Source organism: Streptomyces sp. NPDC012935 (genome assembly GCF_042900345.1).
In the GTDB taxonomy this organism is placed as follows: Bacteria; Actinomycetota; Actinomycetes; order Streptomycetales; family Streptomycetaceae; genus Streptomyces.
This window is the reverse complement of the sequence record NZ_JBIBBC010000037.1, coordinates 1-24,181: the sequence shown is the minus strand read 5'-3', so window position 1 is coordinate 24,181 and position 24,181 is coordinate 1. Positions and strand designations below refer to the sequence as shown.

22 protein-coding genes are annotated in these 24,181 nt (G+C 37.6%); 3 read left to right on the top strand and 19 right to left on the bottom strand.

Features of this window, described 5'->3' with window-relative positions:
• Nucleotides 1–309 precede the first annotated feature (309 nt).
• Nucleotides 310–1,197 carry a nucleotidyltransferase-like protein gene (locus ACFY5C_RS40995; protein ID WP_016994017.1) on the bottom strand — a complete coding sequence of 296 codons (888 nt, stop codon included), beginning with the start codon at nt 1,195–1,197 and terminating at the stop codon, nt 310–312.
• Between the two features lie 149 nt (nt 1,198–1,346).
• Between ACFY5C_RS40995 and ACFY5C_RS40990 the strand changes: the two genes are divergently transcribed.
• Nucleotides 1,347–1,697, top strand: a complete 351-nt coding sequence (locus tag ACFY5C_RS40990) for a YgzB family protein (RefSeq protein WP_048394737.1) — start codon at nt 1,347–1,349, stop codon at nt 1,695–1,697.
• Between the two features lie 22 nt (nt 1,698–1,719).
• On the opposite strand, the gene perR is transcribed toward ACFY5C_RS40990, so the two are convergent.
• The 3 genes from perR to bcp all read right to left on the bottom strand — a co-directional run bounded on the left by perR (nt 1,720) and on the right by bcp (nt 3,702).
• Nucleotides 1,720–2,163, bottom strand: coding sequence for a peroxide-responsive transcriptional repressor PerR (perR, locus tag ACFY5C_RS40985; RefSeq protein ID WP_004230508.1), 444 nt, complete (start codon nt 2,161–2,163; stop codon nt 1,720–1,722).
• Nucleotides 2,164–2,284: 121 nt separating this feature from the next.
• Nucleotides 2,285–3,229, bottom strand: a complete 945-nt coding sequence (locus tag ACFY5C_RS40980; RefSeq protein ID WP_048394740.1) for a D-2-hydroxyacid dehydrogenase — start codon at nt 3,227–3,229, stop codon at nt 2,285–2,287.
• Nucleotides 3,226–3,702, bottom strand: a complete 477-nt coding sequence (gene bcp, locus ACFY5C_RS40975; RefSeq protein ID WP_048394742.1) for a thioredoxin-dependent thiol peroxidase — start codon at nt 3,700–3,702, stop codon at nt 3,226–3,228. The genes ACFY5C_RS40980 and bcp overlap by 4 nt, the downstream gene beginning before the upstream one ends.
• A gap of 129 nt (nt 3,703–3,831) precedes the next feature.
• Between bcp and ACFY5C_RS40970 the strand changes: the two genes are divergently transcribed.
• Nucleotides 3,832–5,118 carry a glutamate-1-semialdehyde 2,1-aminomutase gene (locus tag ACFY5C_RS40970; protein ID WP_259420330.1) on the top strand — a complete coding sequence of 429 codons (1,287 nt, stop codon included), beginning with the start codon at nt 3,832–3,834 and terminating at the stop codon, nt 5,116–5,118.
• Nucleotides 5,119–5,253: 135 nt separating this feature from the next.
• On the top strand, nt 5,254–6,342 hold the full coding sequence (locus ACFY5C_RS40965) for an aromatic acid exporter family protein (RefSeq protein ID WP_048394747.1): 1,089 nt from the start codon (nt 5,254–5,256) through the stop codon (nt 6,340–6,342).
• Between the two features lie 124 nt (nt 6,343–6,466).
• Here ACFY5C_RS40965 and ACFY5C_RS40960 read toward each other — a convergent pair whose 3' ends face one another.
• From ACFY5C_RS40960 to ACFY5C_RS40890, 15 genes are all read right to left on the bottom strand, one after another.
• Nucleotides 6,467–7,501 (bottom strand): toxic anion resistance protein, encoded by a 1,035-nt coding sequence (locus ACFY5C_RS40960; protein WP_387256523.1) that lies wholly within the window; start codon nt 7,499–7,501, stop codon nt 6,467–6,469.
• 22 nt (nt 7,502–7,523) lie between these two features.
• Nucleotides 7,524–9,155 (bottom strand): YceG family protein, encoded by a 1,632-nt coding sequence (locus tag ACFY5C_RS40955; RefSeq protein WP_288584164.1) that lies wholly within the window; start codon nt 9,153–9,155, stop codon nt 7,524–7,526.
• Nucleotides 9,156–9,250: 95 nt separating this feature from the next.
• On the bottom strand, nt 9,251–10,063 hold the full coding sequence (locus ACFY5C_RS40950) for an HAD family hydrolase (RefSeq protein WP_054549028.1): 813 nt from the start codon (nt 10,061–10,063) through the stop codon (nt 9,251–9,253).
• Nucleotides 10,064–10,074: 11 nt separating this feature from the next.
• Nucleotides 10,075–11,175, bottom strand: a complete 1,101-nt coding sequence (locus tag ACFY5C_RS40945) for a cysteine protease StiP family protein (RefSeq protein WP_288584161.1) — start codon at nt 11,173–11,175, stop codon at nt 10,075–10,077.
• Nucleotides 11,172–12,530, bottom strand: a complete 1,359-nt coding sequence (locus ACFY5C_RS40940; RefSeq protein WP_387256524.1) for a phosphoribosyltransferase family protein — start codon at nt 12,528–12,530, stop codon at nt 11,172–11,174. The genes ACFY5C_RS40945 and ACFY5C_RS40940 overlap by 4 nt, the downstream gene beginning before the upstream one ends.
• Entirely contained in the window at nt 12,511–13,704 is a 1,194-nt protein-coding gene (locus ACFY5C_RS40935) for an HpcH/HpaI aldolase/citrate lyase family protein (RefSeq protein ID WP_103118831.1), read from the bottom strand. Before ACFY5C_RS40935 ends, ACFY5C_RS40940 begins: the two co-directional genes overlap by 20 nt.
• A 321-nt stretch (nt 13,705–14,025) precedes the next feature.
• Nucleotides 14,026–14,601: a TerD family protein gene (locus ACFY5C_RS40930; RefSeq protein WP_016994007.1), complete on the bottom strand. Its 576-nt coding sequence runs from the start codon at nt 14,599–14,601 to the stop codon at nt 14,026–14,028.
• Between the two features lie 34 nt (nt 14,602–14,635).
• Entirely contained in the window at nt 14,636–15,220 is a 585-nt protein-coding gene (locus tag ACFY5C_RS40925; protein WP_389455154.1) for a TerD family protein, read from the bottom strand.
• Between the two features lie 27 nt (nt 15,221–15,247).
• Nucleotides 15,248–15,865 (bottom strand): TerD family protein, encoded by a 618-nt coding sequence (locus tag ACFY5C_RS40920; RefSeq protein ID WP_048394762.1) that lies wholly within the window; start codon nt 15,863–15,865, stop codon nt 15,248–15,250.
• Between the two features lie 277 nt (nt 15,866–16,142).
• Complete coding sequence (gene nikC / locus ACFY5C_RS40915; RefSeq protein WP_054549024.1) at nt 16,143–17,039, bottom strand: nickel transporter permease; 897 nt, start codon at nt 17,037–17,039, stop codon at nt 16,143–16,145.
• A gap of 12 nt (nt 17,040–17,051) precedes the next feature.
• Nucleotides 17,052–18,062: an ABC transporter permease gene (locus tag ACFY5C_RS40910; protein WP_389455152.1), complete on the bottom strand. Its 1,011-nt coding sequence runs from the start codon at nt 18,060–18,062 to the stop codon at nt 17,052–17,054.
• A gap of 219 nt (nt 18,063–18,281) precedes the next feature.
• A complete protein-coding gene (locus tag ACFY5C_RS40905; protein WP_048394768.1) occupies nt 18,282–19,898 on the bottom strand; it encodes an ABC transporter substrate-binding protein in 1,617 nt (538 codons plus the stop codon).
• Nucleotides 19,899–19,928: 30 nt separating this feature from the next.
• Complete coding sequence (locus ACFY5C_RS40900) at nt 19,929–20,909, bottom strand: ABC transporter ATP-binding protein (protein ID WP_112116672.1); 981 nt, start codon at nt 20,907–20,909, stop codon at nt 19,929–19,931.
• A complete protein-coding gene (locus tag ACFY5C_RS40895) occupies nt 20,884–21,897 on the bottom strand; it encodes an ABC transporter ATP-binding protein (protein ID WP_103118833.1) in 1,014 nt (337 codons plus the stop codon). The genes ACFY5C_RS40900 and ACFY5C_RS40895 overlap by 26 nt, the downstream gene beginning before the upstream one ends.
• A gap of 296 nt (nt 21,898–22,193) precedes the next feature.
• Complete coding sequence (locus ACFY5C_RS40890) at nt 22,194–23,939, bottom strand: ABC transporter ATP-binding protein (RefSeq protein ID WP_315061599.1); 1,746 nt, start codon at nt 23,937–23,939, stop codon at nt 22,194–22,196.
• Between the last annotated feature and the right edge of the window lie 242 nt (nt 23,940–24,181).

Below are 24,181 nucleotides of genomic sequence, written 5' to 3'. Positions count from 1 at the left end.
TTGATGTCCAAAATTTTTGTTTTGTTCACTAACCGAAGCTAGCTACTTAAAACTTTATTGATTACGTTTTGCTTGTTCAGTTTTCAAGGTTCATTATTTAAGTCGTTTTTCAGCGACTTCTTTATATTAACATCTCATTCAAAACATGTCAACAACTTTTTTAAAAAAGTTTTTTGTGTTTTTCTGAGTTATTCGTTTATGTCTTAGCGACAATTAATATAATACAATACTAAGATATTATTCGTCAACTACTTTTCTAAAAAAATATCGAGGTATTTTTTAGATACCTCGATTACAAGCATACTACAGTCATTGCCCCATTTCTAGAGCATCTTTATTTACCTTGTAATGACGGTGAAATATCCTATCATTTTTCGCTGCAATGGGTTCAATTTGAATATAGCCTTTATCCACTAGATACTCAACAAACACTTCTAAATCCACTGAGTAGTTAACAAGTTCATGATGATCATGTAATTCCTGAATAGTCCACATTTCTTTTGTTTGCATGACTTCTAATATATGCTGTGCCCCATCTCGTGTACGAGAGTGGATTAAAAACTCACTTGCTAAAAACAATAATTCTAAGCGCTTTTCTATTGGCTCATTACTTGTCACTAGCTCTTCATACAGCTTATAGATGGCTGGCTCGATTTTTTTCACCTGTGCCCAAACAGTTACTTCAGGATACAGGCCACTATCGATAATAGATAGGCGGCCTAGATGATGTAGCGAATCCACAACATGATTATAAGCATCTAAGTAACTTCCTTTATCAAAGTATTCTTTCCCCTCCAAATAGCGACGAATTAACTTTGAAAATTGAATACCTGTTTTAATTTTACGACCACTATACGGAAATTCCTGCAATTCTATTTTTAGTTTATGCAGAAATTCATTCCGATCAAATAATACTCTACCGAAGAATATCCAATCAACAACCTTTCTATTTGAACCGATGAGTAACCATTTTCGAATTAATTTCTCCGTAACAGTATGTAGAGCGATTTTATTTCCTTCATATAAGTAATGTTTTGAAAAGACTGGTTGCTCTGCTTCTTTTACGATAATGAGTAAAACCGTATCAAATGTATCTGTAACGTTACTTTGTTCTTCACGCTTTTCCACTAAAATTACGCCTAATGTATTCGACTGACTCGCACGTTCTTGATATATCGGACGCAGTACTTGCTCCATGTTCAGCCCTCCTTTATTCATATAGGTTGTTTTGTTCCGTTAAAAATTCGACATACTCTAAAAGTATTCCTTCTTTCATTCAGTTCAAAGCTAAAATACTTTGCCCTTATATGTTATAGTAGATTTTAGATTGGGAGGCAAGATGAAATATGAAACCTTATAAAAGTAAAATTAATAAAATTCGTTCATTCGCATTAGCACTAATCTTTTTTGGTTTTATTGTCATGTACGGAGGCATTTTCTTTAAAAACAGCCCGATATTAGTTTTAATTTTCATGTCACTAGGTGTTCTTTGTATTATCGGTAGCACAGTTGTATATGCGTGGATCGGATTACTGTCAACAAGAGCTATTCAAGTAGAGTGTCCTAATTGCCATAAACATACAAAGGTTTTAGGCCGAGTAGATATGTGCATGTACTGCAATGAGCCATTAACACTTGATCCTACTCTAGAAGGTAAAGAGTTCGATCAATCCTATAATAAAACAAAAAAATCCTAGCCCTTTTTAAGAGCTAGGATTTTTATTGTACTTTAGCAGTAGCAACTTTACATGATGGACAAGTGCCGTATATCTCTAAGCGATGCGAATGCACATCAAAGCCTGTTACCTGTGATGCAAAATGCTCTATTTCGTCGAGTCCAGGATAATGGAAATCGACGATCTTACCACAGCATTCACAAATCATATGGTAATGATCGTTTGTCACGAAATCAAAGCGACTTGAAGCATCCCCGTAAGTTAGCTCTTTCACAAGACCTACTTCACGAAATACACGCAGGTTGTTATAAACAGTCGCTACACTCATATTAGGGAACTTACCCTCAAGAGCTTTATAAATTTCATCGGCAGTAGGATGTGCCATTGATTGAATTAGATATTCCAAAATAGCATGACGCTGAGGAGTAATACGTACACCAGTTGTTTTCAACGTGTCCAGTGCATCTTGTAAATGCGTTGCAGACATCGTCATGCACCTCTTCCATAAGTATTATTAATTTATAATTGTTATAAATAGTGTATCCAATTCGTACTACTTCGTCAACAATCACACATTGCTTATCCTCAATAAATCAATGGTTTTTTCCTTAATATCCTCTTGATAAATCCATAACATTTTCTAAATCCGTGTCACCCTTTAGCCATTTTGTTAGGCTTGGCTTGAAAATTTCTAAGCTACGCTCAACATAACGAGAAGAATGACTGGATACATGAGGTGATACTATAACATTTGGTAATGTCCATAATGGATTGTCGGATGTCAGAGGCTCCTCTTCAAATACATCTAAAACTGCGTGTCCTATTTGCTTTCTTTCAATCGCTTGAATGAGTACGTTTTCATCAACTAAATTACCTCGACCAAAATTCATGAAGATCGCATTGTTTTTCATCGCAACAAAATGCTCTTCTTTTAATAAATGGGTCGTTTCTGTTGTTTTTGGTAATACAGAAATAACGATATCTGCAAGAGGTAGTGCTTCTTTCAAATTGGTAAAACTAATCATCGTATTCATATAGGCCGCTTCTTTACCAGAGCGGTTACAGCCAATTGTTGTAACACCAAAAGCTTGCAATAAACGCCCAACTTCCGAACCAATGGCACCTGGCCCCAAAATAAGTGCCGTACTATCTCGTAATTCCGTTTGTTGTGTTTTTTTCGACCATTCATTTTTCTTTTGCTGCTCATACATCCAAGGCAAAGCTCGTTTAATGGCTAAAATATGAGCAAGAATCGATTCAGCCATAGGCGTTTTATGAATGCCACGAACATTTGAAACTAGAATCCTGCGTTCAATAATAGCCTGAGCTGGCATTTTTTCTATACCTGCCGATGCAACAAAAATCCATTTTAGCTTTGTAGCAGATTGAATACTCTCTTCTGTTAAATCTTCACCATATGTAACTAATACATCCGCTTGTTGAAGCTCTTCATTTGATATGCTCTTTTCAAAGATAAATTCAAGCTGTGGAAATTCTGCTACTAATGGTTCTCGTAAATCTGGTCTAGGTTCAAATGTAAAATAGATTCTCATTGTTTTGCCTCCTGTTCTGCTAAATAAGCATATACTTCTTCAATATGATTTTTCACTCGAACTTTGCGCCAAGCTTTTACAAGCTTCCCCTCAGCATCAATTAAAAACGTTGAACGCTCTATGCCCATATATTCACGTCCATACATTTTCTTTAAAACCCATACATCATAAGCTTCAGCAATAGCATGGTCCTCATCCACTAATAATGAAAATGGCAAACCATGCTTATCAATAAATTTTGTATGCTTGCTTGCGTTATCTGGGCTAACACCCAGAACAACAGCATTTAAATGACTGAAGTCCTCAAACTTATCGCGAAAATCACATGCCTCCGTCGTGCAGCCTGGTGTCATATCCTTTGGGTAAAAGTATAAAATAACATTTTTTCCTTTAAAATCAGCTAAATGCACCATCTCGCCCTTTTCGTTCAATAGAGAAAAATCCGGCGCTTTTTGTCCTTCTAGTAATGTCATACAATCTCCTCCTCTGTAGGTCCTATTTTACTCTAAGTAACAAATCAAGTCATATCTCTTAATTTCTTTGGATTTCTTACACCGATAGGTCTACAATAGATTACGTATAAAAAGTTAGGAGGCAATTCTATGAATCATGCAAAATCTGAAGCAATACATGAAGAGGCATTACAGCATATTGTTGGTGGTGTAAACAGCCCTTCTCGTTCATATAAAGCAGTAGGTGGCGGTTCTCCTGTAGCCATGGCGCGAGGAAAAGGCGCTTATTTTTGGGATGTAGATGGCAATCGTTATATCGACTATCTAGCAGCATATGGTCCAATCGTTACTGGTCATGGTCATCCTCATATTGCAAAGGCCATTACGCACGCAGCTGAAAATGGTACATTGTTTGGGACGCCGACTGAGTATGAAGTTACTTTCGCAAAAATGTTAAAGGAAGCCATTCCGTCGATGGATAAAGTACGTTTTAACAACTCTGGTACAGAAGCTGTTATGACAACGATTCGTGTGGCACGTGCCTATACAGGACGTACAAAAATCATGAAATTTGCTGGTTGCTACCACGGGCACTTTGATTTAGTATTAGTGGCTGCCGGATCAGGTCCAGCAACATTAGGAACACCAGATTCAGCGGGCGTGACAACTTCGACTGCTGAAGAAGTTATTACTGTACCTTTTAATAACCCTGAAGCCTTTACAGAAGCCATGGATAAATGGGGCGAGGAGATTGCAGCTATTTTAATCGAGCCAATAGTAGGAAACTTCGGTATCGTTGAACCAAAGCCAGGCTTTCTTGAATTAGTACATGCTACAGCAAAGGAAAAAGGGGCCCTAACGATTTATGATGAGGTCATCACGGCCTTCCGCTTCCACTATGGTGGCGCTCAAAATTTACTTGGCCTAACACCTGATCTAACTGCACTTGGTAAAGTTATTGGTGGTGGTTTACCAATCGGTGCTTATGGCGGACGTAAAGAGATTATGGATACTGTGGCACCCCTCGGCCCAGCATACCAAGCGGGTACGATGGCTGGAAATCCTGCATCTATGCAAGCTGGTATTGCTTGCCTAGAAGTTCTACAAACACCAGGTATATACGAGGAAATGGATAGATTAGGCGCAATTTTAGAAGAAGGTGTTTTAGCTGCTGCTAAAAAACATGGCGTAACCATCACGTTAAATCGTCTTAAAGGAGCGCTTACTATTTACTTTACAGATGTGAAGGTAGAAAACTATGAGCAAGCTGAAAGCTCTGATGGTGAAATATTTGGACGCTTCTTTAAACACATGCTTGAGCAAGGTATTAATCTAGCTCCTTCTAAATATGAAGCATGGTTCTTAACAACTGAGCATACAGAAGCAGATATTCAGGAAACAATTGAAGCAGTAGATATTGCGTTTTCTCAATTATAATCTTGACAAGAAAAAGGCGACTTGCAAGTAGAAGTCGCCTTTTTCTTATTCATCCATGCAAATCTATGTATTTTATGAGCACTTCCTTCTATAATGTAAAGAAGCTAAAAAATATTAGACAGAAAGGACATCTTTATGAAATTAGGTGCCCGTGTATTTAAAACTGGTGTAGCTATCGTATTTGCATTATTTATTGCAGAGTTGTTGAAACTACCTTCACCTGTTTTTGCTGGAATTGCAGCTATTTTTGCTATTCAGCCTTCTATTTATCGTTCTTACCAAACCATTGTGGAGCAAGTACAAGCGAATATTATAGGTGCGACAATTGCCGTCATTTTTGGCTTACTTTTTGGCCACCATGTCGTTGCCATTGGTATAGCTGTCATAATAGCTATCGGTTTAATGTTAAAGTTTAGACTCGAAAAATCACTTTCGCTAGCGTTGGTATCAGTTGTAGCTATTATGGAATTTCAAGGGGATGACTTTTTAACATTTGGTTTGATACGCTTTGTTACGATATTAGTTGGGGTATTAGCAGCATTTGTCGTAAATCTTGTGTTCTTACCACCTAAATACGAGGTAAAACTATTTCGCAAAATTTATATTTTACAAGATGATATTATTCGTTGGACACGACTGGCTGTACGGCAAGCTTCTGAGCATACATCCACAAAAACAGCATTAAGTAAGTTTAAAAACCGTATGCTACGAGTGGATACGCTGTATGATTTATATAAGGAAGAGCGTAATTACTTTAAAAATAAAAAATATGTCAAAGCTCGCAAACTAGTAGTCTATCGTCAAATGATTTTAACTTCCAAGAAAAGCTTGGAATTGCTACAGCGTTTGCATAATCACGAAAATGAATTAGCTCAGCTCCCTACCCAATTTCATTTAATGATTCAGGAGAGACTTGATTCCTTGCTAACGTACCATGAGCAATTGCTCTTAAAATATACAGGGAAGCTAAAGCCTGAGCATTCGGAGTGGAGTAAAAGCATTGACTATGTCCAACGTAATGAGCTGATGGAAATTTTCATCAAGCAAATCAACTTTGCTCGTGAAGAAGGCGATACGGAGTTTTCTAGCTATCACCTACTCTATATTTTATCGCGTATTTTAGATTATGAGGAAAACTTAGAACATCTTGATACACTTATTGTTTCTTACCAAAGCTATCATGGACATGAAATCAATGTAGAATTTGAAGAAGAATTCATATAGCTAACATTTTGGCGACAGATTACCTTGATTCAGGGGGATTTTGATCACCCATTGAATAAGATAAGTCTGTCGGCTTTTTTTATACAAAAAACCTCCAAGTAGTAATCTACTTAGAGGAAAGGAGCTAAGAACGCAATGTTAGCAATTGTTGCTCTGCTTGTTGGCGTTTGACCGTTTGTTCAGCACGTAAATGCTGATAATTGGCAATGCCTGATACAATAGTATCCCACATTTCTTCAAGAGTCTTGGTAGTGCTGGATTGTTGAGCCATGGCAGTACTTAATTGCACCGCTTCCTTGCTAGCTCCCCCAAATTGCCTCATACGATCTTCAAAGGCAGAGGCTGATTGACTTTGTAATTGTTGACGTCTTTCATTAACTGCATTCATCAAACCCATTTTAAAAACAGGAATGGTTTTAACAAAAGCCCCATTAATTTGTTCTATCAATTCACTGTTACCATTACGTAGCATATCGATTTGAGGGGCTGTGATAATAGCCACCATACGCGATTTTTCTAAGTCATCTATTTTTTGCTGAAGCATCTCTGCAATACCTTGCAAACGATTTAGCTCCATTTTTTCCAGCTGATTTCCTGCTTCACTCTGTTTTTCATACATCGGAATCAATGTTGTTTGGACCTCATGAAGCTTCATGTCAGTTGCTACGATATACTTTTCTAGCTCAAGATAGTACATGAGGTCTTCTTGATATAAGCGTGCAAGTACTCGGTTATCCTTCGCTAATTCCTCTTCCATCAGTACAAATTGATAATGGATTTTCTCAATATCTCTCCCCAGTCCATTATATTTCGTAAATAAATCGCCATCATTTTTGGTCTTACGTGCAAACAGCTTTTTAAAAAAGCCCTTTTGCTCTGTAAAATCTTGTTTGTCGAATGTCTGCATAAGGGCTTCAAGCTGCTTAAATAATTCATTTGATTCGAAAGTTGTTGACTGGGTGATGATGGCTACAATTTGATCTGCAAAAGTAGCTAATTTTGTAGACGGCTCTTTTCCCAAAGCTAATAGCTCTATCTGATTTTTTATATTGATTTGATTGGCAATTTGCCGTACCTCTGCATGATCCTTTAACTGTTCTTTGAAGGCTTCTGCTGTTTCCAGTGTCAGCTGCTTCAGCGTCAACGAGTTATTCGACATTCGTGCCGCCTCCTTCCTATCATCAGAAAAAACGATTAAAGATTTTTTTTATGATTTTGTCGGGTGCAGTTTTCTGTGGCTTTGGTTCTTCATAGTGCAAGTCAAACAGCATATGCTCTAAACGGTGTACATCATAACTATCCTCTTGCAAATGCTTTTCTAAATCTAGTTGTCCTGTCGGATTATAAAAAACAATATCCACACCAAATCGATTTAAAAAGGCCAATAATGCTATATCTTCACGTGATAAAGCTGGTTGTTGAGGTGCTTGATATAATACCAGCTTCGGTACCTCTTGGGAATAGTCAAAGCTTTGTAGTAATCTTAGGATCTCCAGTGGAATCATCGACATTTGTTTAAATAAAAATAACTGCAAATCATATAAGGTCTCATTTGGCTGCTGTTTCAACATGGGCTGCTCACAAGAAGTTTTTATCGTGTGTGCAATCGCACGCTGTAGCTCCAATGTTAACTCACCGTATTGCCACCAATCACTTTGCATAATACGCTCTACTGATAGTTCTCCATTTACTAGGCAATGCTTATAGTGAAAGTGAAAATTTGCTCTACTCGTTGGTGCATAGGGGAATTTCTGGACAAAAACAGTTTGCGGATTTGCTAATAACTGATGCATATAATACCAGTATTCTTCCCGTCTGCTCGAAACCCCACTAATTTTGGCAAATATGACTGGAATGACAATCTCATCCCCAATTACTTCAAACTGTGGTCGAACCAAAGCTTTCTCTTTTGCATAAATAAAAATATCATCATATGTCATCCGTAATGTTAAGGAGCGTGGCATAAAATCTTTAAACTGCCAAGGCTTATAGACACCTGATTGCTGATCATGCATTAATTGCTCAAAATGCTGACTAGATCGATATCCAACCGTTGCCTGCCGGTCACGCAACTTATCAGGAAATGGCTGTAAAGTTGTTTGATTGGCGTACGCATATGTGATAGAGAAAGTATCATTAGGATCAATCTCAGCAAATTCATCTATTTTAGCTGGATGAAAAATTAACACATCACAACCGAGCTCCATTAATAACAATAAGAAATAGCGCTGACTTAGAGTTGCTTCCCCATACCAAACTACTTTAGGAAAATCATCTGTTGGTTTCATGGATTTTGTCCATAGAATCCAATGGTTTTTTAGCCATTTCACCATATCAATTAAAAAACGGCGAAAGTCATTTGCTAGCAAACCTAACGATTGCTGTTTTTGAAAGAGCTCTACTACTTTAATGGTTGCTAACTGTAAATGGCGATTCATTACACTGTCATCATGCTTAGGAATTAATTGATAACCATACATCATTGCCACTAAACGATTAATAGATAGACCTTGTGGAGTTTGTTGATGCTGCGAAAGGATTGTTTGTATTGCCTGAAAGTCTTTTGGTTCAATATGTTTATTTAATTCTTCACTTAAAATATGGATGTTAGTGTTCTGTGACAATGTAAATAACGAATTGAAATAATCATCTTCTTCGATTGGTACGCCCAATACACGAACAGCAATTCTACTAAAGCTCACTTGCTGCTCTGTTGTTTCATAAAATGCACGATCCTTTGGTGAATCTTGAAACGCCTGTAGCCAATCATCAGGATGACGCTCCAACACTGATTTAATTGTGATTGTTTGCATACAAACGCACCTCCTAAAAATCATCCTCAGCCTATGCTAAAGCATTCATTTGTCATAGGACGTCTCACCTAATGACAACAAAAATATTTGAACATCTATACGATCGTTTGTTGTGATGCCATCTGTAAAACTGTTTCCAATAAATTCTTTGTAAATGCTTCACCATTGTGAGGCGAGTAAGTTGTATTTTGTAAAAATTTTGGCTGTTTATCCTTTAAGTCTCCATGATTTGGTGTAAAACCTAAATCAGCCATTGCAAGCATGCCATAATCCATAATAGAATCACCTGCTGCTATATGCACATCGTATGTACAGAACTCTTTTATATATTCTATAGCCGCTTCCTTTGTCAGCACCTTGGGCATAAAATACAATTTTTTTCCTTGTAGCAGAACATGCCAACCATGCATATCAAACTCTTGAATCATCGCTTGTAATTCATCGTATGGTAAAATATCAATATCTACATGATGTACATAAAAAAGCTCATCTATATACAGAGATCGTTGTAGCCATGTATCAGATTTAATTGTCTGAAAAAGCTTTAGCATATCCATACGAGGGATCGAGGAATCTTCAATACGTCTAGATAATGTTTGTGTCCATTTTTCATATGGCTGACCCTTTTCTACTATTGTACCCCCATTGCTTGTAATTGCAAAAGCAGGGCATAAATCATGAATAAAATGGATTCTTTTATATTGATGTAAAGCTCTTGTCGTAACAGGTACAAATAAAGTATGTTGGTGTACCTGTTGCAATAGGGGTGCTGTTGCCTGTGTCATCATACTCATTGCTGTTTCGTCCTTGTGTTCAACGACGATTGTCTCTGTAGCTGGCGGAAACATCTCCATCATGCGTTTAGAATAAATAAGGGTTCTATCTAAATCAGATGTAAATAATATCATCATATTCTCCTCTATAATTCTTTGATCAAACCACAACATGCATAGGACATATTCGAATACTCTTCAATCAATACATTTTTTTCCTGCGCTAATAATAAAATATGTTTCAATTCATGCATGTACTGTGGATTAATTAAAATCTTCCAAGGTATCCTTCTCAGCAAAACTCTTGTCGTTTCCCCAACACCTGGCTTAATGAAATGTATATTATCAATACCAAAATCTCGTTGAATTATTTGCACGGACTTCATACCCTCCCATGTAATTGGAGAGATTTCTTGCTCTTGAATTTGTTGCACAATTTTACTCTGTACTTGTTCAAAACATGTGACGATACGCTCTATGTACAGATTGGAGACATCTATTGCCTCTAATTCTTTGTAGTATTTTGCACCATGAAAATCGTTTGCATCCATAAACTGCAAATTTAATACCGTTCTACTTACTAATCCAGATACAGTGGAATTTAAACAAGCAGATGGTATTAAAAAATCCTCACGAGTTCCATAAATAGCTGCACAATGGCCAGGATCAGCCAAAACAGCTAAATCGGCACTTAACTGTTCTTGATATCGTAAATTAAACTTTTGGCAGGATTGAATTAATTCATTGGTAATTGCCCCTTTTCCTGTCCAACCATCAATAAATTGCAGACTTCCTAGAGGATGCTGTGTCAAAATATAACGAATTGCCGCTTCATCAAACCCACGACCTCGCAGTATAGAAATGGAGTAATGTGGAACATTCACATGATAATGCATGGCTATATACCGTTTGATTAAAATACCAATGGGTGTACCTGCACGAGCTAAACTCACAAGAATTAAATTTTCTAATCCTCTATTTTCAACGATTTGCTCTGCCACTACTCCAACGGCGATTGCTATTCTTTCTGCATGAACATCTAGCGCTTTATAAAAAAGATTCATGTAGGTATCCGATGGTTGCTTCTCCACTGGCAGCATTTCCGAATAATGTATACCCGATTGAATGAGTTGTTCACGTTTCTCATTATCCATTTCAAGGAATGCACTTCCAATATCACGCAATAAAAAAATAACGTCCTCTGGTGCATAACTCCCCATTTTATCTGGCTGCAAAGTCGATATCATCGTTCTACCTCCAATTCATGCATACTAATTACATATACTTTGGCGTTAGTGGCTTCTTGTAATGCCTTTACCACACGAGCAACTACCTCTTTACTTGCTATACGTTCCACTATGAAAAAAAGTTCCGTGTAAGACTGGCTTTGAAGATTATATAAAAAATTAGTGACCCCGTTATTTTCTGGACTTTCAAAGGCTATTTTATCGTTAATCGTATATCCTAAATCATCCGTACAATAGATTGGACTACGAGTAGTTGACTGAAAATAAACATCATTTCCTAAATAAGAGGCAATTTGCATAGGAACATACATGAACTCACCCGAGCCAATAACAAGCGCTGGTCCATTTGTTCTTAGCTCTTGTAATTGCATAGCAATAGCTTGTATCGTTTGCTTTTGGTCAACATGCTGTTTTGACGTGAGCATAAATCTCCCTGTTGCTAGCAAATAGGGGTACTTATTTATTAACCCATTCTCCGAAACAGAACGATAGAATTTGCGATCAACAGATACTTGAATCGGACAAATGTCCATATCTCGTGCAACCTGTGTTAGTAAGTTTGGTTGTGTACTGGTTAAGCTTGGAATGCCTGAACAGCTAAAATTCCCACACATAATGGAGATGAATTCTATAGAGATACCCCATTGTACTTCTAATTGCTGAAAGATTGTTTGCTGCTGTTGGGAACGCCAATCTAAAATAGATAGTACCGCATATTGTCTCACTAAAGGAAATTTCTGTATTAAAGTCTCAATAATATTAATGACCGTATTTCCAGTAGTAATCTCATCATCAATTAACACAATGCGCTTAGTTTGCAGTAAAAATTCTGGTTCCTCCGTATAAATTCTATGGCTTGTCGCATGTGAATGTTCTTCTTCAAACGTAACAAATGGCTCAAAATCGGGTAACACTTCACGTGTTGTGTGGATATACATAGCATTCGAGTGAAAGGCATTAAATACTGCGTGTCCAAGTGCTGTTGCTGTCTCAGCAAAGCCAATAAACAATGTTTCATCCGTTAATTCTAGGGTTCCTTCTATGGATTTTTGTACTTCATCCAAATTAGCTCCGTCTTTTAAAGCTTTAACGACAGACGAAGCCATTACCTTTTGTCCCGTAAGATGCTGCTGATACATCATTGCTAAAAGAGTTCCTGTCAGTAAAGGGATTTGTGGACGGACAGCCAAATGTTTGCCTAGTACCGTGCTTACAAACAAAAATTGTCTCTTTTTATTAATCCGAGCCGCCATTCTAAACAAATCGGTTAGCGCAAAATTATGGGGATTGTAGGTAATTTCAATATCAATTGAATAATTCGGTAAAATGCTTAATTTACTCATTTGTTGTTGCATATACACTACCACCTATTTCAGACTGTAATAAAAGTGAGGCAAAATCGACAGATTCATGATAAACACCATAGACATGAGCCTGTTTTAAAATCCGTTGTGCCCATCTCATATGTGGCTTAATTTCATTCATTTTATTAGCATAGTGACTTTTCATAACACCTTTTTGTCCATCATTATTTTCTATAATACTTAGCGCATCTAAGTATTCCTCATACGAAATAGCATACAGGGCATGCACAACACGGATATGGCTCGGATGAATAATTGTTTTTCCCACTATGCCATTTTGTTTATCCATTAAAACTTCTTTCATTAATCCATCTAAACAATCGTCTAATAACGCTTTCCTTGTATCAAGCGCGCCTTTCTCACTAAATGGTGTCACTCTAAGCGCGGGCTTTAATACACGCTGATTATTAAAATACTCCCACACAGGCCCAGAAATAATAAAACCATCTTCCTCACGACCTAAGATATTGACAATATCTGCAATACAATCTCGTATGACACTAATATCATAAATGGTAGAATCCATACGCCTGCGAATTCCGTAAATACCACAAAAATCGGTAGCACCAATTCGTACATTTAATACACGGGCTTTGTATTGATGTAGAACCGCTTTAATGTCTAATAACGCTTCCATGCGAGATTCCTTATATAGTACCTCACGACTTTCTAAAATTGGCATACCATATAAAATTAAATCATTTTCTAAAATGGTTTGTTCAAGCAACTCGAAATAACGGGCACCCTGTTCTGCTGTAAACTTTGGAAAGACATAGCCAGTTAATATTTCTTGCTTTTTCCCTAAAACAGTTGTTAGCCTTTGAAATTGCTCAACATGACGTACACGAACAAAAAGTAAAGGGAGCTCCTGAAGTAATAGCTGTTTTTGCTGATAGAGTGCATATAATTCACTAATATCCTCTATCAGCTTAGCTTCACAATCTACTAACTCTGCATCTCCAACTGCATCCTCCAAATCAATGACAAGTGATGTGAGTTCCTTATATTTTTGTGATCGGATCAAGCTCACAATCGTAGGCATGGAAGCTGGCATATACAAAGTCGCACCTAGGGCATATGACAAAATATCCGCCGTTTCCCATTTTGTAAACGGCTGTGGCTTCTTATAAAAAATCATCTCTGCTTCTGTTGCAAAATGTTGCATCTAATCCTCTCCCCAGTAACTATGCCTTTTGTGAAAAAAGCACTGTATCAGCCTGTTCCATACAGACTAATACAGTGCCTTGTTTACACTGCTATTTTCTTCTTCAACTTGTAAATAACAAATGTCAATAAGAATGCAGCTATTAAAATAATAACGAAAATTTCATGCGAAGGATGGTAGCCCCAATATACTAACACACATTTTCAGTGTATTATGATAAGCCCCTGTTACATCTGCTAGTTTAAAAACTGTGCATATGTATTTAATATCTCATTTAATACATCCACATCAGATCCTCCACCATGCACCTATGTCCCATAGTTACTGTAGGCCATATGCATTGATTAAAGCAGCTAGTCCACCCTGGTAACCTGAACCTACTGCAGCAAATTTCCACTCACCATTATGTCGGTACAGCTCACAAAATACTACAGCCGTTTCAATACTGAAATCTTCACCTAAATCGTAACGCAATACCTCTGATCCCGACTCTTCGTTCGTCAATCGTACATAGGCATTTAAGACTTGCCCGAAGTTTTGATGACGTCCCTCGGCATCGTAAATAGTAACTGTCACTACAATTTTTTCTATTTGAGGTGATACTTGCTTTAAGTTGACAAGAATTTTTTCATCATCCCCATCCCCTGCACCTGTACGATTATCTCCTGTATGGACAACAGACTGGTCTGGGCTGGCTAGATTATTATAGAAAATAAAGTCCTGTTCATTACGACATTTACCTGAAGCATCTAGTAAAAATACAGATGCATCCAGGTCAAAGTCTTGTCCACCATCAAATTGCTTTACATCCCATCCTAAACCAATGCCAATGCTATTTAAGCCTGGATCTTGCTTTGTTAAATCAATGCGTTGCCCTTTACTTAATTGTATAGCCATTCAAAAATCTCCCTTTCCGTCCAAAGATGAAATTTTAGTTTACACTTAAGCCATAATCATTACATAAAGCAGCTAAGCCACCTTGATAGCCTGCACCAATCGCATTAAATTTCCATTCTCCGTTATGACGATATAATTCCCCTACAACAATAGCTGTTTCAATACTGAAGTCCTCGCCTAAATCATAGCGAATAATTTCTTCGTTGGAAGTAGCATTCATAATACGAATATAGGCATTAGACACCATACCGAAGTTTTGACTGCGAGACTCTGCATCATGAATGGTTACTGTGAAGGCTAGTCGCTGAACATGAGCAGGTACTTGAGTTAATGCCACTTTCACCACTTCATCGTCACCTTCGCCTACACCTGTTAAATTATCGCCTGAATGCTCAACTGAACCATTGCCACCTGTAGTGTTGTTATAAAAAATAAAATCATTTTGATCTGCAACTTTACCTGTATCAGCAAGTAAAAACACAGAGGAGTCTAAGTCAAAATCATGACCACCATCATATTTATTTGTATCCCAGCCTAAACCTACAACCACATTCGTTAATCCTGGATTTGTTTTAGTTAAATCTACCTTTTGACCTTTTTGTAGTGAAATGCCCATAATTTTTATTCCTCCTATTTAGTCAATTATTTATTGATATCTTCGAACAACGTCGCCAAGCTTTATGTCATTTGTTCCCGTACCAACCGCAGCAAATTTCCATTCGTTATTATGACGGTAAATTTCTCCACATACTAACGTCGTTAAATTCGAATAATTATCAGTTAAATTATAGCGAATTAGTTCGCTTCCTGTCCTGTCATCATACACACGAATATATGCATTATGAATCATACCAAAGTGTTGATTGCGACCTGCCGCATCATAAATGTTTACAACAAACACAAGCTTGTTATATTGCGAAGGTACAGACGATAGTTCAATTGTAATTACCTCATCATCACCATCACCATCACCTGTTAAATTATCACCTGAATGTCGAACAGAACCGCAGCTACTTGTTAATTTTCCGAAATAAACAACATCGTCACCCGCTACAACCTTATCATCTTGTAACATTAATACCGAAGCATCACAGTCGATACTTCTGCCACTGCCACTATTTCTGCTAGAAAATAAACCACCTAAAAAGCCGCCACTTTTCTCTTGGCCTACAGGGTCCCACCCTAAACCAACTTTAATTTTATTTAATCCTGCGTTACCCTTTGTTAAATCAACTCTTTGTCCTTTTTGTAAATTAATCCCCAATTCTAACACCCTCCTAAAATATGTATTTCAGTCGAAAGATTTTATGGTAAGCAATAATCTACTAAGCTAAAAGATTTCTACTTAAATTAAGTCTAAAATAACGTGACAAAAAATTCAATTAATGGCTCCAAAAAGGTGTTTTCTCTTATTTTTGAAAGCCCCTCACGTCTTGTTCTATACTATAAAACGTTTTTGTAGTAAAAATGTTCCTTTTATATCCAATGGTCCAAGCAGCTAAAAAAACCTTCTAACTTGTAGAAGGCTATTGTCTTATTTACTAACTTTTCATTTTTGGATCAAGTGCATCTCGTAGTCCATCACCCATTAGATTAAAGCCTAAAACTGTTAACATAATAGCTAAACCAGGGAAAATCATCGTCCACGGAGCATTTAATAAAAACTTCCGTGCATCCGCTAACATTTTTCCCCATTCTGGTGCTGGAGCTTGAGCCCCTAGCCCAAGAAAACCTAATGCTGCCGCTTCAATAATGGCTGTCGCAATTGCTAGTGTTCCCTGTACAATTATTGGGGTTATGGAATTCGGCAAAATATGCGAAAATAGAATTCGTGCATCACGCATACCAATTGCTTTTGCCGCTACTATATATTCCTCTTCCTTGACACTTAAAACCTTAGAACGGATTAAGCGCCCAAAATTCGGTACGTTAATAATAGCAATGGCGATTAATGCATTTTGTAAAGATGGACCAAGCACTGATACTACTGCAATCGCTAGTAGCATACTAGGGAAAGCTAGCATAATATCAAAAATACGTGAAATTATCGTATCGATCCATTTTCCATAATAACCTGCAATGATGCCAAGTAAACTACCAATTATCACGGACAAAATAACAGAGAAAAAGCCTACCCATAGCGAAATCCTTGCACCGTGAATGATCCTGGAAAAAATATCCCGTCCAAAATCATCCGTTCCAAACCAATGATCAGCGGATGGTGCCAGTAAACGCTTCGTTAAATCTTGTTCATTGATGCCCTGTGGTGCAATGAACGGACCAATGACAGCTAGTATAATAAAAAATATAACAATTCCTGCTCCAACAAGGGATACTTTACTCTTTTTAAAACTACGCCACCCTTCGAGCCATGGACCTACTGCCTTTTCTCGAACTGGTGATACTTCTTTTTTTATATCGATTGCTCCAGTCATCATTGCAACTCCCTTCTATTTGTATTTAATCCGTGGGTCGACTACTGTGTACAGTAAATCCACGATTAAGTTAATCATGATGAAAATAAATGCAACGACGAGAATACCTGATTGAATAACGGGATAATCCCTGAAGCCAATCGCATCATAAATATAACGACCAATTCCTGGCCAACTAAAAATCGTCTCTGTTAAAATGGCACCACCTAGCAGTAATCCAGTTTGTAGACCAATTACCGTTAACACAGGAATAACTGCATTCTTTAATGCATGCTTATAAACAACAATAAACATTTTTTGTCCTTTTGCTCTTGCAGTCCTTACATAATCTGAACGCATAACTTCCAGCATGGAGGACCTTGTGATTCTGGCAATGATAGCCATCGGAATCGTTGCAAGTGCTACTCCTGGTAATATTAATCGTTTTATAACTTCGATGAATTGATCAAAGCGGCCTTGAATAAGCGTATCCAATAAATAGAAATGGGTTATGGCGGTAATTGGATTTCGCACATCTTCTCGACCAGATGTAGGCAGCCATCCAAGCTTACTACTAAATGTCCATTGCTCCATCAATCCAAGCCAGAACACGGGTACAGATACACCGATTAACGCTATAATCATTGCTGTATAATCAAACCAAGAATTTTGGAACCACGCAGAAATAATGCCAGCATTCACACCAATAACAATCGCAATGATCATCGCAAATAGTGCAAGTTCGGCCGTTGCTGCTAAGTATGGGAAAATTTCTTCTGATACAGGTAGTTTCGTACGTAGGGAAACCCCTAAATCTCCCTGAAAAATACCTGCTAAGTAACTAAAATATTGTGTATACCAAGGCTTATCTAATCCTAAACTTGCGTTTAACGCCTCGACCGCCTCTTTTGTTGCCTGTTGTCCTAAAATAACTTGTGCTGGATTTCCAGGAATTGCCCGTATCAACATAAAGACGATAAAAGTCATTCCAAGCAAAACTGGGATTAGTTGAAGTAAACGTCTCCCCATATAGTGAAGCATTTTCATCACCTCTCTATGATTTTCATAATCTACTGTGAAGTCTTTATATACTGTTGAAAGGTTGAGCCTTCACTAAACGGTTTTGAATGTTTAGTTGAATTCTTTCATACAGGAAATAATCATTATCTTTACTTGAAAAGAATCTGCGAGATTTCCACGGCTTACCCGCAGAAAAGCAAGCAGATTCTTCACATTCCTTTGTTCAATTAAAAATGATGAAATTTACTATTGAATATCTACTGCATCTAAACGGTCAGAACCAGTAGGATGCGCAATGTAATTTGTAACTTTCTTGTTAGCAGCTAAAATTGGAATAGAGTGAGCAAGTGGAACCCATGGAGCATCTTCAGAAATAATTACTTGAGCTTGCTTATAAAGTTCATTACGCTTGTCTTCATCAATCTCAGTTTGAGCAGCTGTTAATATCTTGTGTAATTCTGGATTATCATAGAACGTATAGTTATTAGAACCAATATTATCGCCGTCTAATAACGTGTATAGGAAGTTATCCGCATCCCCATTATCGCCTGTCCAGCCAAGTAGGAATGCATCCGCTTCACCGTTTTGAGCTTTTTCTAAATACGTAGCCCATTCAAATGACACAATTTTAGATTTAATACCCACGTCTTCTAAGTTCTTTTGAATCGCTTCAGCCACTTTTTGTCCGTCTGGCATGTATGGACGTGGTACTGGCATTGCCCATAGCTCAATTTCCTTGCCATCGTAGCCTGCTTCAGCAAGTAATGCTTTCGCTTTTTCAGGATCATACGTATAGCCTGTCACTTCATCGTTATAACCAGAAATTACTGGTGGCATTGGGTTTTTCGCTGGCTCAGCTAGCCCTTCATAAAATGCATCTACTAATGCTTGTTTATCAATTGCATAGTTGACTGCTTGACGCACTTTTACATTATCAAAAGGAGGACGTGTAACAGTTAAACCAAGGTAACCAACGTTCATAGATGGACGTTCGATTAACTGTAAATTAGCATCACCTTCGATTGTTGCTTTATCAGATGGGCTTAAGCCATCAGCTACATCAATATTGCCTGCTAATAAATCATTTAAACGTGCTGAGTTTTCTGGAATAGAACGATAAATTACTTTATCTAATTTAGGATAGCCATCAATATAGTAGTCCGGGTTTTTCTCAATTGTGATTGAATCATTACGTACCCAGCTAACAAATTTGAATGGACCTGTTCCTACAGGATTTGCAGATAAACCTTCTTCATCTGCTTCAAATGCTGTTGGAGAAGCAATCGCAAATGGTGACATTGCTAAATTTTTCAGGAATGGTGCTTGAGGTTGACTTAACTTAAAGACAACTGTGTAGTCTCCCTCTGCAGTTACTGATTCAATTACTTGCTTATCACCAACGACAAATTGCGAACTAAAGTAAGGGTGTTTATCTGCACCTGTTTTCCAACGTTCAATATTTTTAACAACAGCCTCAGCATTGAAATCTGTGCCATCATGGAATTTCACACCTTCTTGTAGCTGGAAAGTATACGTTAAACCATCCTCTGATGCCTCCCATGATTTGGCTAAGCCTGGTTGAATTGTTACATCTTGCTCTCCGAAGTTTACAAGTGTTTCATAAATATTAGCTGTCACCGTGAAGGATTCACCGTCTGTAACAACAGCAGGGTCAAGTGCTACAGAATCTCCACCACGACCATACACTAAAATTTTTGGTTCTCCACTGCTAGCTGTATCGCCACCAGTTGAAGTATCTTTACTACCCGTATCCTTAGTATCTGAGCCGCCACAAGCTGCTAAGATTGTCGAGAGAATAAGGAGTAGCATTACACCTAAAGTCCAAAACTTCTTTTTCTTCATCGAATTTCCCCCTATGAGTTTTTATATCATTTAATGTTGGAGTGCCTCGTAAAGATGGCAAGCAACATAATGACCTGGTTTCACTTCTTGCATTTTAGGTACTACCTGTGAGCATTGATCCTTTTTAAACGGACATCTCGTATGGAAAGTACAACCGCTTGGCGGATTTGATGCACTTGGAATATCTCCAGAAATGATGATCTGTTCCCGTTCAAACGTAGGATCTGGAACAGGAACCGAAGATAAAAGTGCTTGTGTATATGGATGAAGCGGTTCAGCATATAAATCCTCACTCGCTGTCAGCTCAACTAATTTACCTAAATACATAACGCCAACTCGATTACTAATATGACGCACAACCCCTAAATCATGGGAAATAAAAATATAAGTTAGCCTTAAATCCTTTTGCAGCTTTTGCAATAAATTCAAAACCTGTGCCTGGATGGATACATCAAGTGCAGATACTGGCTCGTCCGCAATAATTAAGCGTGGATTGGTCATCAGGGCTCTAGCAATGCCAATACGTTGCCTTTGCCCTCCACTAAATTGATGCGGATAGCGTTTGATATGATATTCATTCAATCCAACAATCTCAAGTAGCTCCAACACTTTTTGTTTTCGCTCTTTGGCATTACCTATCCCATGAACAATAAGAGGCTCCTCTAAAATTTTGCCGATGTTATGGCGAGGATTTAGTGAGGCATAGGGATCCTGAAAAATCATTTGAATATCTCTACGTGCCTTCCTCATTTCGTTGTTGGATAATTCTGAAATCATTTTACCTGCGAATTCTATCTTACCTCCAGTGGGCTCTAGTAAACGCATTAATAAGCGACCCGTTGTGGATTTACCACAGCCTGATTCGCCAACAATTCCTAATGTTTCTCCTTCAAATACTTCAAAGGAAACATCATCTACAGCCTTTACATCCCCGGCATGTGAATTAAGGACTCCTTTTCGAATCGGAAAATATTTTTTTAACCCCTCAACCTTTAATAACGCTTTCGACACGTTGCTCCACCTCCTGCTTTTCTAGTAAAAAACATCTTGATTTATGATTCTCTGCTGCTTCAAATAAAGGTGGTGTTTCCTGTAAACAACGTTCCATTGCATATTGACAGCGTGCTGCAAAACGACAGCCTACCTGAATACTTCCTGGTTTCGGTACACTTCCAGGAATAGAGTATAAATTTTCCTTTTTATAACGCATGTCAGGTACTGATTGAATAAGTCCTTGTGTATAGGGATGTTTAGGATTAGTGAAAATTTCATGAATCGGCGCCTCTTCCACTATTTGTCCTGCATACATAACAATCACTCGCTCACAGGTTTCCGCGACAACCCCCAGATCATGTGTAATTAACAACACAGCTGTATTCAATCGTTTATTTAAGTCTTTCATAAGCTGTAAAATTTGGGCTTGTATTGTAACATCCAATGCAGTTGTAGGCTCATCCGCAATCAATACTTGAGGGTCACAGACAAGTGCCATAGCAATCATCACACGTTGACGCATACCGCCAGACAGCTGATGTGGGTAGTCCTTTAGCAAATCCTCAGCACGTGGTAGACCTACCAATTTCATAATTTCAACCGCTCTTGCAAACGCTTCCTTTTTTGACCATTTTGGATTATGGATTAATATAGCTTCCTTTAACTGGTCACCAATCGTGAACAAAGGGTTTAGCGAAGTCATTGGCTCTTGGAAAATCATTGCAATGTCTTTTCCACGTATTTTTTGCATTTGTTTATCCGTACATTTAGCAATATTTTTGCCATCTAGCAAAATTTCTCCACCCGTTATTTTACCTGGTGGTGATGGAATTAATCCCATGATGGACAGCGACGTAACACTTTTACCACTTCCCGATTCTCCTACAATCCCTAAAATTTCCCCTTCATGGACAGAAAAATCGATATCGTCTACAGCAGGAATTTGCCCATTATCTGTGAAAAAGGTTGTTTTCAAACCTTTTATTTCTAGTAGTTTTTTCCTCATGTGTAACGCCCCACCCTACCTATATTTTACTTAAATGTATAATAATATTAATAGAATACTATAACTTTCGTTAAATTCCTTATTTTCAGATAATTCTAACTAAAAATCATTGCTCTTTCAATCATTAATATTCTGCAAATTACATAGAATTTCTACAATAATCGCCTTCCATAATAATAAAATCTTATAAAGAGATAATTTTTTACATTTTTCAAAAAAAAATAGCCTTCCATTTTCGAATAAATGAAAGGCTTTTTTTGAAAAAATTTCTTAAACCGTGTAATTTTCGGAAAATTTTAATCTAAGTGCTGTACTTGGAATAAATTATAATATGTTCCTTGACTGTCCATTAACTGTTCATGTGTTCCACTTTCGATTAATTGACCATGATCGATGACGAAAATCTTGTCAGCATGGGTAATTGTAGAAAGACGGTGCGCAATAATAATAGTTGTTCGTTCATGAGCAAGCTTGTCTAATGATTCTTGAATCAGTGCCTCACTTTCCAAATCTAATGCAGAAGTAGCCTCATCCAGGATTAGAATCGGTGGATTTTTTAAAAATACACGCGCAATAGCAACTCGTTGTTTTTGTCCGCCAGAGAGCTTTACTCCTCTTTCTCCAACCTTTGTGTCATAACCATTAGGTAGACTCATAATAAAGTCATGGGCATTTGCCGCTTTCGCAGCTTCGATGACTTGTGCATCTGTTGCATCCGGTCTCCCCATTAAGATATTCTCTTTGACAGAATCACTAAAAAGTATATTATCTTGCAGGACAATACCAATTTGAGATCGTAAGGAATGTAAAGTGACATCCCGTACATCTTTTCCATCAATGGTCACTTGCCCGCTTGTTGTATCATAAAAGCGAGGAATTAAACTGATAATCGTTGACTTACCACCACCACTCATCCCTACAAAGGCAACAGTCTCCCCAGGATTTATCGTTAAATCGATAGCATCTATAATAGGTGAGCCAGTTTCTTCATATTGGAAGGATACATTGTGAAAGCGAACCTGCCCATTTGCATGTGGTAGTTCACCAGCATAGTCCTTATCCTTGACTTCATAAGGCTCATCTATTAAATCGAACATTCGATCCATTGAAGCGATTGACTGTGTTAAAGTTGTGGACGAGCTAACAAGTCGACGAAGTGGGCCATATAAACGTTCAATATAAGCAATAAAAGCAACCATTGTTCCAACTGAAAGTGACCCATTTATTACTTGATAGCCCGCATAGGCTATAACTAGTAATGGTGCTACATCTGTAATGGTATTCACGACAGCAAATGATTTTGCGTTCCACTTTGTTTGATCAAGCGCTTTTTCTAAAAACTCACCGTTTGCTGAATCGAACAATTTTTGTTCATGCTTTTCTAAAGTAAAGCTTTTAATAATGCTCATACCAGCTACACGTTCATGTAAATAGCTTTGTACACCTGCAAGTGCTTGGGAACGTTTCCGTGTCAAATCTCTCAATTTGCCAAAGAAGTATTTCACACTGAAAGCATAAAATGGAAATGCGATCAACGCTACTAGTGTTAGCTTCACATCCATGGTTAGCATAATGGCAATCGCAATTACAATCGTCGCCAAATCTAACCAAACATTCATTAACCCCGTCATGACAAAGGTTTTTGTTTGTTCAACGTCATTAATTACCCTTGAAATAACATCCCCTGCCCGTGTATTGGCATAATACCTTAAGCTTAAACGCTGTAAATGTGCATAAATTTCCTTACGAATATCAAATAGTACCTTGTTGCTTACGTGTTGTGCAAAATATTGTCGATAATACTCAATAGGTGGACGAATAATAAAGAACACAATAATAGTTCCACCTAGCCAATAAAATAGTTCTTTTGTTTTTTCTACATCTGTTAAGTCATCTGCTGCAATAATATCGTCTAGCACAATCTTAATGAGCAGTGGAATAAATAGTGGAATAGCAAATTTTACTATACCAATGATAATCGTTAAAATAATTTCCCATGTATATGGTTTAACAAAGCGCATATATCGCTTAATGCTTCCCAATTTATCATCACATCCTTACAAAAAGAAACAGACATTCGAAGATGAATGCCCTAAGTATTATAGCAATATTTTGATTAAAATACAGTTATGATGACTTTATAGCGAACTATTTTACCTTTACCTTAACAACACTCTGTCCCCTCCAATAATCAGAACCACCAGTCTAACTGGTGGTTTGCTCTACGCGTGAAACGCTGGGGTACTGGCCCATGTCTAAAGACACACTGAAAGGTCCGCCAACC

Coding starts and splice junctions, on each gene's coding strand:
- ACFY5C_RS40995 (WP_016994017.1), bottom strand. CDS start 1,197: ATGGAGCAAGTACTGCGTCCGATATATCAAGAACGTGCGAGTCAGTCG.
- ACFY5C_RS40990 (WP_048394737.1), top strand. CDS start 1,347: ATGAAACCTTATAAAAGTAAAATTAATAAAATTCGTTCATTCGCATTA.
- perR (WP_004230508.1), bottom strand. CDS start 2,163: ATGTCTGCAACGCATTTACAAGATGCACTGGACACGTTGAAAACAACT.
- ACFY5C_RS40980 (WP_048394740.1), bottom strand. CDS start 3,229: ATGAGAATCTATTTTACATTTGAACCTAGACCAGATTTACGAGAACCA.
- bcp (WP_048394742.1), bottom strand. CDS start 3,702: ATGACATTACTAGAAGGACAAAAAGCGCCGGATTTTTCTCTATTGAAC.
- ACFY5C_RS40970 (WP_259420330.1), top strand. CDS start 3,832: ATGAATCATGCAAAATCTGAAGCAATACATGAAGAGGCATTACAGCAT.
- ACFY5C_RS40965 (WP_048394747.1), top strand. CDS start 5,254: ATGAAATTAGGTGCCCGTGTATTTAAAACTGGTGTAGCTATCGTATTT.
- ACFY5C_RS40960 (WP_387256523.1), bottom strand. CDS start 7,501: ATGTCGAATAACTCGTTGACGCTGAAGCAGCTGACACTGGAAACAGCA.
- ACFY5C_RS40955 (WP_288584164.1), bottom strand. CDS start 9,155: ATGCAAACAATCACAATTAAATCAGTGTTGGAGCGTCATCCTGATGAT.
- ACFY5C_RS40950 (WP_054549028.1), bottom strand. CDS start 10,063: ATGATATTATTTACATCTGATTTAGATAGAACCCTTATTTATTCTAAA.
- ACFY5C_RS40945 (WP_288584161.1), bottom strand. CDS start 11,175: ATGATATCGACTTTGCAGCCAGATAAAATGGGGAGTTATGCACCAGAG.
- ACFY5C_RS40940 (WP_387256524.1), bottom strand. CDS start 12,530: ATGCAACAACAAATGAGTAAATTAAGCATTTTACCGAATTATTCAATT.
- ACFY5C_RS40935 (WP_103118831.1), bottom strand. CDS start 13,704: ATGCAACATTTTGCAACAGAAGCAGAGATGATTTTTTATAAGAAGCCA.
- ACFY5C_RS40930 (WP_016994007.1), bottom strand. CDS start 14,601: ATGGCTATACAATTAAGTAAAGGGCAACGCATTGATTTAACAAAGCAA.
- nikC (WP_054549024.1), bottom strand. CDS start 17,039: ATGATGACTGGAGCAATCGATATAAAAAAAGAAGTATCACCAGTTCGA.
- ACFY5C_RS40910 (WP_389455152.1), bottom strand. CDS start 18,062: ATGAAAATGCTTCACTATATGGGGAGACGTTTACTTCAACTAATCCCA.
- ACFY5C_RS40905 (WP_048394768.1), bottom strand. CDS start 19,898: ATGAAGAAAAAGAAGTTTTGGACTTTAGGTGTAATGCTACTCCTTATT.
- ACFY5C_RS40895 (WP_103118833.1), bottom strand. CDS start 21,897: ATGAGGAAAAAACTACTAGAAATAAAAGGTTTGAAAACAACCTTTTTC.